This is a genomic window from Nordella sp. HKS 07, assembly GCF_011046735.1.
GTDB lineage: Bacteria > Pseudomonadota > Alphaproteobacteria > Rhizobiales > Aestuariivirgaceae > Taklimakanibacter.
Genome location: NZ_CP049258.1, coordinates 4,310,658 through 4,325,844, shown reverse-complemented (window position 1 = coordinate 4,325,844; position 15,187 = coordinate 4,310,658). Strand labels below are relative to the sequence as shown.

The window sequence follows — 15,187 nt, the reverse complement described above, 5'->3', positions numbered from 1 at the left end:
CGTCAGTTCCCTTGCACCGGCCGTGCCCGCTGCAGCATGCCGAAGAGATCGCGCGGATCGTCCGGATCGGCGATCATGTCGAGAAGCTCGGCGCAATCGGTTCCCTCCAGCCGGTCGCGCACATAGCGCAAGGCGGAGAAATCCTCGATGGCAAAGCCGACGCCGTCGAACAAAGTCAGCTGATGCTGCGAGACCCGTCCCTTCGCCTTGCCGACAATGACCTCCCAGATCTCGGTGACCGGAAAATCGGCCGGCATCTGCTGGATGTCTCCCTCGATGCGCGTCTGCTGCGGATATTCGACGAAGACGTCGGCGCGCTTCAGAATGTCCGGATGAATTTCGGTCTTGCCGGGACAATCCCCGCCAATCGCGTTGATATGCACTCCCGCCCCGATCATGTTGTCGGTGAGAATCGTCGCATATTGCTTGTCGGCCGTGCAGGTGGTGATGATGCCGGCGCCTTCGATCGCCTCCTCGGCCGAGCGGCAAGCCGTGATCGCGAGCCCGAGCGGCGCCAAGTTGCGCTCGGCCTTGCGCGTCGCGGCGGGGTCGATGTCATAATGACGAACCACCTCGATGCCGCAGATCGCCCGCATGGCGATGGCTTGGAATTCCGCCTGGGCGCCCTTGCCGATCAGCGCCATAGTCCGGGTCTCCTCGGGCGCCAGATGGCGCGCCACCATGGCGGAGGTCGCCGCGGTGCGCAGAGCCGTTAGCAGCGTCATTTCGGTGAGCAACACGGGATAGCCGGTCGCGACTTCCGCCAGAAGTCCAAGCGCCGTCACCGTCTGGAGGCCTTCCTTTGCATTCTTGGGGTGGCCGTTCACATATTTGAAGCCATAGACCTCGCCGTCCGATGTCGGCATCAGTTCGATCACCCCGTCGCGCGAATGGCTGGCCACCCGCGGCGTCTTGTCGAAAAGCTCCCAGCGCCGGAAATCTTCCTCGATATAGAAGGCGAGCTCCTTGAGCACCGTCTCGACGCCAATCTGATGCACCAGCCGCATCATGTTCTCGACGCTCACAAAGGGAACGAAAGCCTGCGCGGAAGGTTGGAGCATGTCGTCAATCACCATTAGTTCATTCAGCCAAAAAGAACCCTAGTTTGAACGAATTTCGATCGAAACGGCGATTACTTGTAATATTGCACATCAGACTGATAAAAGTGCTCAAGAAGACTGAGCAGAATGACAAAGCAGACGGCCAAGAAAGAAATCGCCAAATACGCGTTCGACGATCTCGACCGCCGCCTCATCGCGCAATTGCGCGGCGACGGACGCGCGCCCCTGTCGAAGCTGGCGCACGTGCTGCGCGTGTCGCGCGGCACCGTGCAGAACCGGCTGGATCGCCTTCTCGAGACGGGCGCCGTCGCCGGTTTCACCATCCGGGTGCGCGAAGACTATGAGACCGATATCGTCCGTGCGGTGATGCTGATCGAGGTCGTGGGCAAATCGACCACGCAGGTCATCAAGAAATTGCGCGGCCTGCCCGAGATGCAGGCCCTGCATACGACCAACGGAAAGTGGGATCTCGTCGCTGAGATCCGCGCTTCGAGCCTCGCCGAGTTCGACCGCGTGCTGCGCGAAGTGCGCATGATCGAGGGCATCTCGAACAGCGAGACGAGCCTCTTGTTGAGCTCGGTGTGAGCGCCGCCCGGCCGTTCAGCCCGCCACCGCCGGCCAGACCGGCACCAGCGCCTTGTAGAGCATGCGGAAAGCCTGCAGGCGCGGCTGATAGGCCTCGTACAGCGATTTATCCGGTTCGATCACGTCGTGTATCCGCGGCGGCACCACGACCGTCCTGGCATCCTCTTTCGTCACCGCGAGGCGGGCGAGCCTAGCGGCGCCGAAAGCAGGACCGCGATCGGAGGCCTCGTAACGCACCAGGCGCAGATCGAGAGCCGATGCGATGAGCTTCGCCCAGAAGGATGAGCGCGCGCCGCCGCCGATCAGCGCAAGGCTTTCCGGTCGCGGCTTGTCGCCGATCAGGGCATCGAGGCCATCGCACAGCGAGAAGGCGATGCCTTCGAGCACCGCCTGGATCAGGTCGGCGCGCGTGGTCGAATGGGTCATGCCAACGATCGCGGCGCGTGCCAAAGGGTCATTATGCGGCGTGCGCTCGCCAAAGAGATAGGGCAGCGCCAGCAAATAGGACGGCCCGCGGAAATTCGCTTCAGCTTCGGCAAGAAGTGCGGCAATGTCACCGTCTCCGGTCCAGCGCGCGAAGGCGGACAGCGGGCCTGCGCCATTCAGCAAGGCGGCCATCCTGTACCATCGGTCAGGCAGAGCGTGGCAATAGGCGTGAACCAGGCGGCCGGGATCGGGATGATGCGCCGTGTCAGCGAGGAAGATCTGCGCCGAGGTGCCGAGCGAAATGAAGCCGTCGCCTGGATTGATGGCGCCGACACCGATGCCGCCCGCCGGGACATCGCCAGCCCCGGCGGCGATGACCACGTCAGACGGCAATCCCCAGCGTGCTGCAAGATCGCGCTTCAGGACGGCGCTCGCCTCTTGCGACTCCATCAAAGCGGGCAAAAGAGACCGATCGATTCCGCAAGCCGACAAGGCCGCGTCCGACCACTGACGTTTCGCCTCATCGATAAGCCAGGCTCCTGCCGCATCCGTAACATCGGTGACCTTCTCGCCCGACAACTTCAAGCGCACGAAGTCCTTGGCGAGAAGCAAGGAGCGCGTGCGCCGAACGGCATCGGGCTCGTTGCGCTTGAGCCAGAGGAATTTCGGTCCGGTGAAGCTCGGCATGGGCAGTATGCCCATTTCGCGCTGGAGCCCCGTACCCAGTTGCGCAAGCTCGGCGGCCTCGCCGGCGGAGCGGCCGTCATTCCAGAGAATAGCCGGCCGCACCGGGAGATCCGCGTCATCGAGGAGAACGGCGGCATGCATCTGGCCCGAGAGACCGATGGCGCGCACGCCTGACATGGCCTTGGGGTGATCGCGCGCCAGGAGGTCGAGACCATCGGCCACCGCCTGCCACCAATTCTCGGGATCGTCCTCCGACCACAAAGGCTTTGGCTGGACCGGATGCAAAGGCCGTTCGATATTCGCCACCAGGCTCTGCGCGTCATCGACGAGAAGAAATTTGACGGCCGAGGTGCCGATGTCGATTCCGATCTGCATTTGCGCTTGCCCCGAGGCCTAGAGGTTGTCGGCAACCCTTTGCGCGATTTTGGCGGCCGTCAAGCCAAACTCTTCATAGACCTGCGCACCCGGCCCCGAGAGGCCGAACCGGTCAATGCCGATAATCCGCCGATCCTCCCCGACATAACGATGCCAGCCGAAGGGCGAGGCCGCCTCGACGGCAAAGGTCGGCGCCTCGCCCAGCACCTGGCGGCGATACTGCGCCGACTGCAACTCGAAAGTCTGCCAGCATGGCATCGAGACGACCGCGGCCTCGAGGCCCTTGCCGGCCAGCAGTTTCTGGGCCGCAATGGCAAGGCTGACCTCGGATCCGGTGGCCAGCAACGTCAGATCGCGCGCGCCGGCGGCATCGGCAATCACATAGGCGCCCTGGCGGGCCGGCATGTCGCTACGCGGTTCAACACGCAGCTGGGGCACTTTCTGGCGGGCGACGACCATGACGCTGGGGCCTTTGCCGGCGATGGCGTCATACCAGCATTCGAGCGCTTCGACCTGATCGGCCGGACGATAGACGCGAAGCCCTGGCATGGCGCGCAACGAGGCGAGGTGTTCGACCGGCTGGTGGGTGGGGCCGTCCTCGCCGACACCGATGGAATCGTGGCTGAAGAGAAAGATCACCTTGATGCCCATCAAGGCGGCAAGGCGTATCGCCGGCCGACAATAGTCGCTGAATGTCAGATAGGTGCCGCCATAAGGCAGGAAGCCGCCATGCAGCGCCAGACCATTGAGCGCCGCTGCCATGCCATGCTCGCGCACGCCATAGGCAATATGGCTGCCCATGAAGCTCTGCCGGTCGAGAATAGCCATGTCGGCGGGCTTGCTCAGCACGCTCCCGGTGAGATCGGCCGAGCCGCCGACCAACTCCGGCAGATGCTTCGCCAGAACGCCAACCGCCTTCTGGCTGCCCTGGCGGATGGGGATCGCCTCAGGATGTTCCGTGAACGACGCGATAGCCTCCGTCACCGCGGCTTCGAGACCGGCCGGCAAATTGCCCGCCAGACGGCGATCGAAGTCATCCCGCCGCTCCTCGGCCAAGGCCATATGGCGCGTCTCCCAGAGCTGGCGGGCCGCCGCCCCCTGGCGGCCCGCCTCGCGCCACGCCGCCAGAAGTTCTGGCGGGATCGCGAAGGCGGCATGCGGCCAACCAAGCTTCTCGCGCATGGCGGCGAGCTCGGCGGCGCCCAGAGGCGCGCCATGAACGATGGACTTGCCTTGCTTGGTCGGGGCGCCAAAGCCGATCTGCGTCCGAGCGGCGATAAAAGTCGGGCGGTCGGCGACGCGCGCCCCGGCAAGCGCCCTGTCGATCGCCAGCGGGTCGTGTCCGTCGATGGCGATCGTGGCCCAGTTCGAGGCTTCGAAGCGTTTCCGCTGATCGTCGGAAGTGGCGATAGAAGTCGGGCCGTCGATCGTCGTGCCATTATCGTCGAAGATGACGGTGAGGCGCGCCAGGTTCAGATGGCCGGCGAGCGAGATCGCCTCCTGGCTGATGCCCTCCATCAGGCAGCCATCGCCGCAGAATACCCAGGTGTGGTGATCGACGAGGCCGTCACCGAATTCGGCATTGAGCAGGCGCTCGGCCAGCGCCATGCCGACCGCCGTCGCGATCCCCTGTCCGAGCGGCCCGGTGGTCGTCTCGATGCCCGGCATATAGCCATATTCGGGATGACCGGCGGCGCGCGAATGGGCCTGTCGGAAGCGCTTCAACTCATCGAGGGTAGCCGTCTCGTAGCCCGTCAGATGCAGGAGACCATAGAGCAGCATGGAGCCGTGACCGTTGGAGAGGACGAAGCGGTCGCGGTCGGGCCAATTGGGCGCGCCTGCATCATATTTCAGATGGCGGGTGAAGAGCACGGACGCGATATCGGCCATGCCGAGCGGCATTCCGGGGTGACCCGACTGAGCCTTCTCGACTGCGTCTGCGGCGAGGAAGCGCAGCGCATTGGCCATCTGCGGCAAGAGAGGATGAAGGGAGGACACACGCGAATCCATTCGGACTGCCCCTGATCAGTGGCGGGCTAGTTCAGACGTTTGCCGGTTCCTTCATCGAAGAGATGCACCGCGTCGAGATTGGGCGTGATTGGCAGCGCCTCTCCGGGTTTGGCGGCGACACGCTCGCGGAACACGCCGACAATCTTCTGGCCGCCGAGTCTGGCAAAGACTTGGGTCTCCGATCCCGTCGGCTCGACGACGGTCACTTCAGCCTTGAGCTCATGGCCTCCCAGCGTCAGATGCTCCGGCCTGATGCCATAGATGACCGGCCTTCCATCGGCTCCCGATGGCGCGGACGTCAAGGGAAGCGCCGTGCCATCGTCCATCACGAAAGTCGGCCCGCCGTTGATGCGGATCTTGCCTTTAAGCAAATTCATCGACGGAGAGCCGATGAAGCCGGCGACGAAGACATTCTCCGGCCGGTCATAGAGCTCGAGCGGCGAACCGGTCTGCTCGACCACACCGTCATGCATCACCACGATGCGATCGGCCATGGTCATGGCCTCGACCTGGTCATGCGTCACATAAATGGTGGTTGTCCTCAGGCGCTGATGCAACTCCTTGATCTCGGCCCGCATCTGCACGCGCAATTTGGCGTCGAGGTTGGACAAGGGCTCATCGAAAAGGAAGACCGCCGGATCGCGCACGATGGCGCGCCCCATGGCGACGCGCTGGCGCTGGCCGCCCGAAAGCTGGCGCGGATAGCGCTCCAGATAGGGCACGAGACCGAGGATTTCCGCCGCGCGCTTCACGCGCGTCTCGATCTCTTCCTTCGGCGCACGGCGAAGCTTGAGCGCGAAGCCCATATTCTCCGCCACCGTCTTATGCGGATACAGCGCATAATTCTGGAACACCATCGCGATGTCGCGGTCCTTGGGCGGCAGGTCGTTGACTACTTTTTGGGCAATCCGGATATCGCCTTTGGTGATCGCCTCGAGCCCGGCGACCATGCGAAGCAATGTCGACTTTCCGCAGCCCGACGGCCCCACCAGGATGACGAACTCGCCATCCTCGATACCGATCGAGACGCCATGAATGACCTCATGTACGCCGTAGGCCTTGCGCACATCGACAACATCAACCGAAGCCATGGATATCCCCCAAGCCAGCGTTCCTTGCACGGAGCGACCCTATTGCATGATCCGACCTTGGTCGAGGTGCAATCTCATGATGATTAGGAATGATCACACTATCACGTTGTAAATGATCGAAATTCGCCGCCGGCCTTCGCTGCAGTGCACAGCGAATTCGTCATACAAAACCAAATCGGACGGTTGTGCTTTCCCTTCAAGAATGTATGCTCGCTTCGTCAGATCAAGCCAGAGTGCGCCCGCACAACTGGTTAAAATGGGAGGAGTAAAATGGTGCATCCACTCAAGTGGCCGCTCTTTGCTTTGCCTGCCTTGACGTTGCTCGCAGCCCCCGCCCTCGCCGGCCAGTATGTCGAATGGAAGGATGACGGAACTGTCCTCCTCAAGCTCGGCGAGGCCTACAATAATCAAGTTATCACTACGAGCCGAGAGGAGCTCGGGAGCGAATTCGGCCCCGACAAGCAGCCCTTCAAGGACGTCACGATCACGGTAACCGTCAATGGCGCCGGCCCGAAAGGCGGCATCAGCGGGCCGCTCTATCAATTCCGCCCGATCTGGGAGGAGCTGTCGGGTGGCAAGGTCAATATCGTCGAGTTGCCCTTCGCCGAACACTATACAAAGATGATGCTCGACCTGCGTAACGGCACCGGACAATACGATGCCTTCATGGTCGGCGCCTTCTGGTATGGCGATATCGTGCCGGCTGGCTATGGCTACGCCATAGATGATCTGCAGAAATCGGGCAAATATCCGAAATGGACCTATGATGACATGCCGCCATCGCTCAAGGCGCTGTACCAATGGAAAGGTGTCGGCTATGGCGTGCTGAACGATGCTGACGGTCAGGTCCTCTATTACCGCTCGGACGTGCTCGGTAATCCCGAACATCAGGCTGCGTTCAAGAAGGAATATGGCTACGACCTGCCGAACCCGCCGCAGACCTGGCAACAGCTGCTCGACATCTCGAAGTACTTCAACGGCAAGAACTGGGACGCGGACGATCCCGATCCGGACAGCGGCACGGTTCTTCATTTGAAGGTCGGCGAGCAGGGCCACTATCACTTCCAGTCGCTCTCTTCTTCCTTCGTGATCAATCCAGGCGACAAGGTCACGCGCACGCAGAATGTCTACTGGTTCGATCCGGAAGACATGAAGCCTCTGATCAACAGCCCCGGCCATGTAAAGGCGCTGGAGTTCCTGCAGGAGTTGCATAAGACCGGCCCCTCCGCGCAGGTCGGCTGGTCGCTTGGCGAGGCCTGGGATTACTTCCTGCGCGGCAAGGCGGTGTTCGCGTTCAGCTGGGGCGATGTCGGCGCCCTGTGCCAGGATGAAAGCCGCTCGAAGATCAAAGGCAAATGTTCCGCGGCGATGATGCCTTCGTCGAACGAATATTATGACTTCGAAAAGAAGGCTTTCGTGAAGCTCGACAAGCCGCGTCTCGTCGGCAATACCGTCGGCGGCTCATGGCATGGCGTTATTTCGAACTTCTCGGCCAATCCGGAGGCGACATATTCCTTCCTGTCGCTGATGGCGATCCGGCCGGTCTCCAAGCTGATGGCGACCGTCGGCTGGGATGGCGTCGATCCGGGCTACTCCTACCAGTTCCTGGAGGAAGACGGTGGCACCGCCAAGATCGAGGACTATGTAAAGGCCGGCTGGGACGCCAATGACGCAAAGGCCTATACGCATGCCTATCACGAAGTCTTCTACGCCCCGACGATGCTCACCTATCTGCGCATCCCCGGTACCTTCGAGTATTGGGACATTCTCGACAAGAACCTGTCGGCGGCGATGAGCGGCTCCAAGAACGCCCAGCAGGCGCTCGACGATACGGCGAAGGCCTGGGAAGGCGTTACTGACCGTATCGGCCGCGACAAGCAGAAGGCCGACTATCAGGCAGCAATCGGCTACACGCCGTAAGAACTGACAACGCACCGGGGCGGCCAGCGCCGCCCCGGCTCTTTTCGAACTGAAGGGGGATCGATGCGTTGGACTGGAAAGATCCGCTTCCTGCTGCTGGCGCCGGCCGTCATCTGGGTGCTTGCCTTCACCGTTTTCCCGCTCGGCTACTCGCTCTATCTGGCCTTCTACAAGATCGAGCAGAAGGTCGAGGTGAAGCGCGAGAAGCAGCCCATGCTCGACGCGGCCGGCAAGCCCGTGCTCGATGACGCCGGACAGCCACGCACCAAGAATGTCGTCATCAAGGACCAGGTGAACATCGCCACCTTCATCGGGATCGACAACTTCAAGCGCATGTTCAGCGATCCTCAGGTGGGTGAAGCGATCCGCGTCACGCTGCTGTTCGTGCTGATCGCGGTGCCGCTCGAACTCGCCCTAGGCTTCCTGCTCGCTGTCCTGTTCAATCAGCATATTTTTGGAAGACCCGTGCTCAGGGCGGTGATGATTCTGCCGATTTTTGCGACGCCGCTGGCTGTCGGCTATACGTTCTTCACCATCTTCTATGAAGTCGGCGGCCCGCTCGCATGGACTGGCATTCCCTTCCTGTCCAGCCCGACCTGGGCCCTGATCTCGGTCATTCTCGTCGATATCTGGCAGTGGACGCCATTCTGCTTCCTCGTCTTCCTGGCGGCGCTCCAGGGCGTGCCCGACGAGCTCTACGAGGCGGCACGCGTCGACGGCGCGAGCGCACTCGACATGTTGCGCGAGGTCATGCTGCCGCTCCTCATACCGACGATCATTCTCGTGCTGCTGCTACGCATGGCGGAATCGCTCAAACTCTTCGACATCCCTTTCTCGATGACGGGCGGCGGTCCTGGCGTTGCGACGCAGCCCTTCTCGCTCTTGGCTTTCCGCACCGGCCTGCGCTTCTTCGATCTGGGCTATGCCAGCGCCATGGCCTATGCGCTGCTCATCGTGGTCATGATCGTCGTCACATTATTCTTCAAACGTCTGAGAGTAAGCTATGGCTGACCGGGCACCGGGCTTGAAGAACGGGTGGAGCGAGGTCATTGCCTCCCTGATCGCCGTTACGGTGGCGTTGCTCTTCGCCTTTCCGATCTATTGGGCGTTCTCACAATCGCTGCGCAACCCAATCGACACCTATACGGTCGCCGGTCTCGGCTTGCCGTGGATCAATTTCACACCGACGCTCAACAACTGGATCGACCAGCTCAGCACGCCGGAAACCGGGCAGGCGCTCTATAACAGCACGGTTATCGCGGTGAGCGCCGCCCTTCTTGCACTGGCGCTCGGCACGCCGGCAGCCTATGCCATCGCCCGCTTTCGTTTCGAACGTTGGAAGAACCGCGACATTACCGTCTGGTTCCTGTCGCAGCGCGTTCTGCCTCCGGTCGCCACCGTGATTCCGTTTTACCTCACCATGCGCTATCTGGGCCTGCTCGATACAAAATTCGCCCTCGTCCTGATCAATGCGACGTTCGTACTGCCCTATGTCGTGGTGATCCTGCGCCAGACCTTTCTCGACCTGCCGGTCGAGCTCGAGGAAGCCGCGCTCATCGACGGCGCCGGCCACTGGGGCGCCTTCTGGAGAATAGCGCTCCCTCTCGCGGCGCCCTCCATGGCGGCTGCGGGTCTGATCATTTTCGCCTTCACCTGGAACGAGTTTCTCTTCGCCGTTTCGATTGGAAGCAGCACCGCGATCACCGTTCCCGTCCATATCGCCGGAGCCATCGATACGCGCGGCGTGCAGTTCTGGTTCATGGGCGTGCGTGCCATGACGGCGATCATTCCACCGGTCATTATCGCGCTCATCGCGCAACGCTATATCGTGCGCGGCCTGACGCTGGGCGCGGTGAGAGGCTAGAACCTTGGCCTCCCAGTTGCTTGCGAGCCTCGATCTCGGCACCGGACGCGTGCGCGCGGTGGCGGTCGACCTCAAGGGCCGCATCGTGGCGGAAGCCGCCGAGCCGACGCCGACGCATTTCCCGCAATCCGGCTGGGCCGAATATCACCCGCAGGAGCTATGGCAGGTCGTCAGCCGGGTCCTGACGCAGCTCACCCAGGCGACGAAACCGCATGGCCTTGTCCAGGGCTTCGCCACCGGCAGCATGGGCGAGGCCGGTGTCCTGGTGGACGAGCAAGGTCGCGAGCTAGGGCCCATCATCGCCTGGTATTGCGGACGCACCGTTATCGATGGCAATAGGATGCGCGGCCAGCTCGGCGATGATTACGTCTTCAGGACCAGCGGGGTCACCGCTTCACCGAGCTTCAGCCTGGCCAAGATCCTATGGTGGCGGCGCTGCCATCCCGAGGTCTTCGGCAAGGCCCGGCGCTGGCTCAATATGGCGGACTGGGTCGCCTTCCGCCTGACCGGCGAGGCGCGCACGGACTTCTCCCTCGCCTCGCGCACCAACGCCCTCGATCTCGGCAAGCTCGCCTGGTCCGGCGAAATCCTGGGCAAACTCGATCTCGATCCCACCCTCTTCGCGCCGTTGATCGCGAGCGGCGCCGTGGTGGGCCGGGTCCATGCGAAGGGCGCGGAAGATACCGGACTCCCGCCGGGCCTCCCCATCTCCGGTGGCGGGCATGATCATGTCATCAGCACGGTTGCGGCCGACACCACCGCGCCCGGCATCCTGCTCGACAGCATGGGCACGGCCGAGGGCCTGATCCTCGCGAACGACCGTCCGATCTTCGAAGAAGCGCTGCGCCTGGGCGGCAATCAGCAAAGCGTGCTCAGCCTAGACAAGCCGCGTTACAAACTCATGTGCGGGCTCACCACATCGGGCGGCGCCATCGAGTGGTTCCGCCGCCAGACCGGCGGGGCGAGCTATGTAAGCCTGATCGCCGAGGCGGATAAGCTGCCGCCCGGCAGCAATGGCCTGTGCTTCCTGCCGCAATTGCGCGGCGGCGACCAGCCCTACCCCAATCCGCATGCGCGCGGCGCCTTCATCGGCATCACCGGCGACGCCACGCCCGGCGCCTTGTTCCGCAGCGTGCTCGAGGGCCTCTGCCTCTCCACGCGTCTCGGTCTCGACCATCTGAGCTCGATCAAGGGTGTCACGCCGATCAGCCGCATCCGCATCATCGGCGGCGGCACGCGCAACGATCTCCTGATGAAGATCAAGGCCAGCGTCTATGGCCGGCCGATCGAAGTGACTCCCTTAAGCGAAGCCACCTGCCTCAGCGCCGCGATCCTGGGCGGGCTGGGCGCCGGTCTGTTCGGCTCCGTCGCCGAAGCGCAAAGCCGCATGGCGGAAGGCCTCGGCCAGGTGCGCGTCGTCGAGCCGGATCCCCATTGGACGGCGCGCTATGAAGAGCTCTATCGCACCGTCTATGCGCAGTTGCCGGTGGCCCTTGGACCAACCCACGACGCGCTCGCCGCCTTCCGCGACCGCACATAAAGAAGCGCCGGACCTTGCGGCCCGGCGTAGTCCAGGGAGTAACAGTTAGCGGCTCTTGTTCAGGCCGCCTTGAGCGTCGCCCTCTTAAGCGGTTCTTCGGTGATGACGCGGTCTTCGTCCAGCGAACGGAAGGGCTTGAGGCCGAGCTTCTGCAGCTCGCCGTGATAAGCGCGCACGGCCTCGTCCGGCGCGAGCGTGCCGTCGGTCACCTGGCGCATGATGCTCAGAAGTGCCAGCGGCGCCTCGGCCTGGTTGATCTTGCGGCCGAACAGCGCCACGCGGGCGCCGTAACGCTCAGCCTGATGCAGGAGCTCGAAAGTGTCGCGCGTGGTGCCGGTTCCGCCGCCCAGAATGCCGATGACGAGGCTCGGATCATAGGTGGCAAGCTCTTCCAGCGCTTTCGGGCCGTTATAAACGATCTTGAGGAACTGCGGCCGGTCTGCCTTCATCACGCCGGCGAGGCAGCGCAGGAGGCTGTCGTTGATAAATTCACCGAGATGCTCGCGCTCCATATTGTGCGGCACATTCGGGTTAAAGACTTCGAGGAAGTATTTGAAGCCGTTGGCCGCCGCATCCTCTCGGAAGGCGCGGAAGGCTTCCATGGTGCGCAAATCGGCGTCGAGATCGTTCATCATGGTGATGGAGTAGAGGCCGAGATCGGTGCCGTAGATCTTCCTCGCGCCCTTCCCCGGCGACGCCGCATTATACATCACACGCGGCAGGCTCGCGGTGCGGAATGGCCGCGAGGCGAGTTTTGGATAGACACCGTGGCGCACCAGACCCCAGCAGTCCGTGGTGTCATTGGCGCGGATCACCGGCTTGACCTTGCTCTTCTTGAAGACGCCCCGCTCATGCAGCAATTCGAGATTGGACGCCGAAACCAGCATGACGTCGACAACGCCCTGCTTCACCACCGCTTCGATATCGTCGAGATATTCGGCGCGAGTCTTGCCGCGCAGCCGGGTGCCATCAGGCGCCCGCTTCGGCGCGGCGCCCAGTACGCCCGCTCCCATATCGCCATCCTTGGCATCGGCAATGATGAAGTCAGTGCGCTTGTATTTTCCGGCCCGAATTCTCGCCAACTTCTCGTCCAACTTCGTCATGCCCTGTCTCCCTGGTGACGGTGCTTTCTACCACTTACGCCAAAACTGAGCAATAACTATCAATATTTGCCAACATAGATTTAGAATTTAACCTCAACTTACTGATTTATCACTGAATCTTTGAAATCGAAACATTCCAAATCCTTCCAAAACCGATTGACAGAGAGCGACATCTGGCTCCTTATGCCTCTCATTGAGAGGAATCATGTCGCCGCATTTGGATTGGGCCGGCCTTTATCGCGATCTCATTGCCGACATTCCGCGCATCGCCCGGGAAGCGCCGCTGATGCTGTTCGGCCTGAGCGCCTGTGTCGACGCGCGCATCTTCGCTCATGATCTCATTCCGCTCTTCGAAGCCGACGCGCCTGAGCCGGCGCGCGCCTTCGGCAAGATGGTCAAGGAGCGCGCGGTTGCCAGCATTGGCGGTGAAGTGAGAATCGACTGGCCGGAAGGGCCAGGCTGGCTCGCCGCTCACGTGCCGATCAGCTATGCGCTGGGCGGCACCGGTCCCCAGGCCGCCTGGTCGCTCGCGGCGATCGGTGCTCCCGCTCTGATCGCGCTTGAAGACCGTAGCGCCCACAAGCTCGCGCAAATCCACCCCGATATCCTCATCGCCGAGAACGGCAAAGCGGTCCGCGCCGCCGACGTCGTCGCGCGTGGACCAAGGCAGCCCGAGATCTTCATCATCGAATATACGGCCGGCCGGGCGATCGACGGCGCGGCGCCCAGGCGCTCGTCGCGCATCATCGTGCGCTTCCATGATCCCGGTCTCGAACACGATGCGCAGTTCGAGACCTTGAGCGCGGCGCTTGCGCACGAGGCCGGCGCCGGTCTCATCTCCGGGTTCAACAGCATCCCCTATGAGCTGATCGATTCCGAGGTCGCGCAGGTCACAGGCATGATCCAGAAGTGGCGGGCGGCCGGGCTCGGCACCGTGCATCTCGAGCTTGCCGGCTACGACACACCCCGGCATCGCGATCGGACGGTCGAGAGACTGACCGGCTTCATCACCTCCATCGGCATGAGTCATTCCGAATTCCTCGCGCTCGCTCCCGGCAACGCTGATCTCGCCAGCGACATGTGCGCATTGGGCGACCGTCTCGGGCTCGACCGTGTCTGCGTCCATGCCGATCACTGGGCGGCCGCGGCGACGCGCGGCGACCCCCAAGCGGAGCGGCAGGCCCTGATGATGGGCTGCCTTCTCGCCGGCACACGCGCCGCTCACGGCGTTCCGGCCTATCCGCGGAGCATCGATACGCGCGCGACCTTCGCCACGCCGCCGCTTCCACCTCTGTCGCGGCACGGCGACTGGTCGCTCGTCGCCTGCGCCTCGCCCTATCTCGACCATCCGGCCGCCACCGTGGGCCTCGGCGACAGCTTCACCGGCGGCTGCCTGTTGGTTCTCGGGTCGGCCAATTCCAGAAATTCAGCAAGGACGCGCCATGGAGAGCCAGTCAAAGCGGGTTGAGATCATGCCGGCCAAGCGCCGGGCGATGATCCTCGAGCGCCTGCGCAAGGATGGGGCGGCAACGATCCTCGATCTCGCCGATGAGATCGGGGCGTCCGCCTCGACCATTCGCCGCGATCTCGAGCAGCTCACCGAAGGCGGCTATCTCGAGCGCACCCATGGCGGCGCGCTGCTGCTGCCGCCGCTGCAGGCGACCTTCGAGCATGAAGCCTCCCTCAATGCCGAACTGCAGCATCCGCAAAAGCGCGCCATCGGCATGCTTGCCGCCCAGCGCATCAATCCGCGCGAAAGCGTCATCTTCGATACGGGCTCGACCGTTCTCGAGGCGGTAAGGGCGGCGGCCGAGCGCCAGATCCCTCTGACCGCGGTGACCAACAGCCTGGAGACGGCGAGTCTGTGCGCCGCCTGCCCGAGCTGGCGGGTGATCGTGCCCGGCGGCACGGTTCGCACCGGCTCGCAAATGATGGTGGGTGAGCCAGGCAAGGAGTTCCTCGCCACCATCCATGCCGATCTCTGCCTGGTCGGCGCCTATGCGGTGACCGGGCGGCTTTTGACCGACGCCTCGCTCGAAGTCGCTTCGCTCAAGCGGGCGATGATCCAGGCGGCCAGGCGCATCATCCTCCTGGTCGACTCGACGAAATTCACGGCGCCGTCCTTCTCCACCTTCTGCGACATTTCGGCGATCTCGGAAGTCATCACCGATGACGGGATCAGCGCCGAGCACCTGGCCCAGCTGCGCTCCTTCGACGTCAAGGTGACGATCGCCAGCACGTGATTTTGGTTCTTCCGCAATTTACGTGGCGACATCTGCCGGCGGACTTGGTCTGGCCGCCCTTGCCAATTGACTTCGCTGGACCTTCTGCAGCGAGCTTCCGGCCACTCCTTCTCCTGGTGCGGAGCTTTCTTGGCCATATCGATGTGAACTCCGGGATCAAAGACCAATTGTGTTGTGCGCTCAACAGCACGCAATCCGGTCGCATTCAATGGCCGGCCATGGATGGCCTGTACATTCACCAGCCGTGATGGAGTCCCGGGCGATTGACTCGCTGCTCCATCG

The 15,187-nt window shown here is 62.8% G+C and carries 12 protein-coding genes; 7 read left to right on the top strand and 5 right to left on the bottom strand.

Annotation, left to right across the window (positions count from 1 at the left end):
• Positions 1–2: 2 nt before the first annotated feature.
• Positions 3–1,061, bottom strand: coding sequence for an ornithine cyclodeaminase (locus G5V57_RS20355; RefSeq protein WP_165169379.1), 1,059 nt, complete (start codon positions 1,059–1,061; stop codon positions 3–5).
• A gap of 126 nt (positions 1,062–1,187) precedes the next feature.
• Here G5V57_RS20355 and G5V57_RS20350 point away from each other — a divergent pair, with 126 nt between their 5' ends.
• A complete protein-coding gene (locus tag G5V57_RS20350) occupies positions 1,188–1,646 on the top strand; it encodes an Lrp/AsnC family transcriptional regulator (RefSeq protein WP_165169378.1) in 459 nt (152 codons plus the stop codon).
• A gap of 15 nt (positions 1,647–1,661) precedes the next feature.
• Here the strand turns inward: G5V57_RS20350 and xylB are convergent, their stop codons facing one another.
• From xylB to G5V57_RS20335, 3 genes are read right to left on the bottom strand one after another with little or no spacing between them, the layout of a single operon-like run.
• Positions 1,662–3,134, bottom strand: coding sequence for a xylulokinase (xylB, locus tag G5V57_RS20345; RefSeq protein WP_165169377.1), 1,473 nt, complete (start codon positions 3,132–3,134; stop codon positions 1,662–1,664).
• A gap of 18 nt (positions 3,135–3,152) precedes the next feature.
• Positions 3,153–5,144: a transketolase gene (tkt, locus tag G5V57_RS20340; protein WP_165169376.1), complete on the bottom strand. Its 1,992-nt coding sequence runs from the start codon at positions 5,142–5,144 to the stop codon at positions 3,153–3,155.
• Between the two features lie 26 nt (positions 5,145–5,170).
• Positions 5,171–6,235, bottom strand: coding sequence for an ABC transporter ATP-binding protein (locus tag G5V57_RS20335; RefSeq protein ID WP_165169375.1), 1,065 nt, complete (start codon positions 6,233–6,235; stop codon positions 5,171–5,173).
• Positions 6,236–6,505: 270 nt separating this feature from the next.
• Between G5V57_RS20335 and G5V57_RS20330 the strand changes: the two genes are divergently transcribed.
• From G5V57_RS20330 to G5V57_RS20315, 4 genes are all read left to right on the top strand, one after another.
• Entirely contained in the window at positions 6,506–8,155 is a 1,650-nt protein-coding gene (locus G5V57_RS20330) for an extracellular solute-binding protein (protein ID WP_165169374.1), read from the top strand.
• A gap of 63 nt (positions 8,156–8,218) precedes the next feature.
• Positions 8,219–9,166 carry a carbohydrate ABC transporter permease gene (locus G5V57_RS20325; RefSeq protein WP_206530082.1) on the top strand — a complete coding sequence of 316 codons (948 nt, stop codon included), beginning with the start codon at positions 8,219–8,221 and terminating at the stop codon, positions 9,164–9,166.
• Positions 9,159–10,019 (top strand): carbohydrate ABC transporter permease, encoded by an 861-nt coding sequence (locus G5V57_RS20320; protein WP_165169373.1) that lies wholly within the window; start codon positions 9,159–9,161, stop codon positions 10,017–10,019. The genes G5V57_RS20325 and G5V57_RS20320 overlap by 8 nt, the downstream gene beginning before the upstream one ends.
• Before the next feature lie 4 nt (positions 10,020–10,023).
• Positions 10,024–11,559, top strand: a complete 1,536-nt coding sequence (locus tag G5V57_RS20315; RefSeq protein ID WP_165169372.1) for an L-fuculokinase — start codon at positions 10,024–10,026, stop codon at positions 11,557–11,559.
• A 59-nt stretch (positions 11,560–11,618) separates the two neighbouring features.
• Here G5V57_RS20315 and G5V57_RS20310 read toward each other — a convergent pair whose 3' ends face one another.
• The gene (locus G5V57_RS20310; RefSeq protein ID WP_165169371.1) at positions 11,619–12,662 is read right to left on the bottom strand and encodes a hypothetical protein; all 1,044 of its coding nucleotides are present in this window, start codon (positions 12,660–12,662) and stop codon (positions 11,619–11,621) included.
• 205 nt (positions 12,663–12,867) lie between these two features.
• On the opposite strand from G5V57_RS20310, the gene G5V57_RS20305 reads away from it, so the two are divergent.
• Positions 12,868–14,130 (top strand): ADP-dependent glucokinase/phosphofructokinase, encoded by a 1,263-nt coding sequence (locus G5V57_RS20305; protein WP_165169370.1) that lies wholly within the window; start codon positions 12,868–12,870, stop codon positions 14,128–14,130.
• Positions 14,105–14,905 (top strand): DeoR/GlpR family DNA-binding transcription regulator, encoded by an 801-nt coding sequence (locus G5V57_RS20300; protein WP_165169369.1) that lies wholly within the window; start codon positions 14,105–14,107, stop codon positions 14,903–14,905. Before G5V57_RS20305 ends, G5V57_RS20300 begins: the two co-directional genes overlap by 26 nt.
• Positions 14,906–15,187 lie beyond the last annotated feature (282 nt).